The sequence below is a fragment of the Micromonospora sp. AMSO12t genome, from assembly GCF_008806585.1.
Taxonomy (GTDB): Bacteria; Actinomycetota; Actinomycetes; order Mycobacteriales; family Micromonosporaceae; genus Micromonospora; species Micromonospora reichwaldensis.
This window is the reverse complement of the sequence record NZ_WAAS01000499.1, coordinates 1-1,437: the sequence shown is the minus strand read 5'-3', so window position 1 is coordinate 1,437 and position 1,437 is coordinate 1. Positions and strand designations below refer to the sequence as shown.

Annotated in this window: 1 protein-coding gene; it reads left to right on the top strand. The window is 74.9% G+C overall.

The window, feature by feature from the left end:
* Positions 1-54 precede the first annotated feature (54 nt).
* A partial coding sequence (gene cofG / locus F6X68_RS32610) for a 7,8-didemethyl-8-hydroxy-5-deazariboflavin synthase CofG (RefSeq protein ID WP_151457827.1) occupies positions 55-1,437 on the top strand: 1,383 nt, incomplete at its 3' end.

Genomic DNA, 1,437 nt, shown 5'->3' with positions numbered 1-1,437 from the left:
TGTGGGCCGGGAGGGTGAGGTGGGATGGGGCGGATGAGCGCCTAGGCTGGGCGGATGGTTGATCGCACCGTGCCCGGCCCGACCGATGCGAGCGTGCGGCGGGCACTGCACCGGGCCGCGAGCGGGCGGGCGCTCGACGTCGACGAGGCCGCCGCGCTGCTGGCCGCCCGGGGCGGGGCGCTGGACGAACTGCTCGACGTGGCGGGCGCCGTGCGCGACGCCGGGCTGCGCGAGGCCGGGCGGCCGGGCGTGGTCACGTACTCGAAGAAGGTCTTCATTCCTCTCACCCGGCTGTGCCGGGACCGGTGCCACTACTGCACCTTCGCGACCGTGCCGCACCGGCTGCCGGCGGCCTTCCTCGACCGGGACGAGGTCCTCGCCATCGCGCGGGCGGGCGCGGCGCAGGGCTGCAAGGAGGCCCTGTTCACGCTCGGCGACCGGCCGGAGGAGCGCTGGCCGGCGGCCCGGCAGTGGCTGGACGAGCGCGGCTACGACTCCACCCTGGACTACCTGCGCGCCTGCGCGGTGGCGGTGCTGGAGGAGACCGGGCTGCTGCCGCACCTGAACCCGGGCGTGCTCTCCTGGTCGGAGTTGCAGCGGCTCAAGCCCGTCGCGCCCAGCATGGGGATGATGCTGGAGACCACGGCGACGCGGCTGTGGTCGGAGCCGGGCGGCCCGCACTTCGGCTCACCGGACAAGGAGCCGGCGGTACGGCTGCGGGTGCTCGACGACGCGGGCCGGGTCGGCGTGCCCTTCACCACCGGCATCCTGATCGGCATCGGCGAGACCCCGGCCGAGCGGGTCGACGCGATCTTCGCGATCCGCCGGGCGCACCGCGAGTACGGCCACCTCCAGGAGGTGATCGTGCAGAACTTCCGCGCGAAGCCGGACACGGCGATGCGCGGGATGCCCGACGCCGAACTGCGCGATCTGGCCGCCACGGTGGCGGTGGCCCGGGTGCTGCTCGGGCCGAAGGCCCGGATCCAGGCCCCGCCGAACCTCATCGCGGGCGAGTACGACCTGCTGCTGCGCGCCGGCATCGACGACTGGGGCGGGGTGTCCCCGCTGACCCCGGACCACGTCAACCCGGAGCGTCCCTGGCCGCAGATCGACGAGCTGGCCCGGCACACGGAGAAGTCCGGCTTCACCCTGCGCGAGCGGCTGACGATCTACCCCGAGTACGTGCGGGCCGGCGATCCGTGGCTGGATCCGCGCCTGCTGCCGCACGTCGGCGCGCTGGCCGATCCGGCGACCGGGCTGGCCGTCGAGGCGGCCCGACCGGTGGGCCGGCCCTGGCAGGAGCCCGACGAGACGTACGGCGGCCGGACCGACCTGCACGCGACCATCGACACCACGGGGCGCACCGGTGACCGGCGCGGCGACTTCGACCACGTCTACGGCGACTGGGCGGAGGTGGCCGGCAAGGTCACCGCCGGG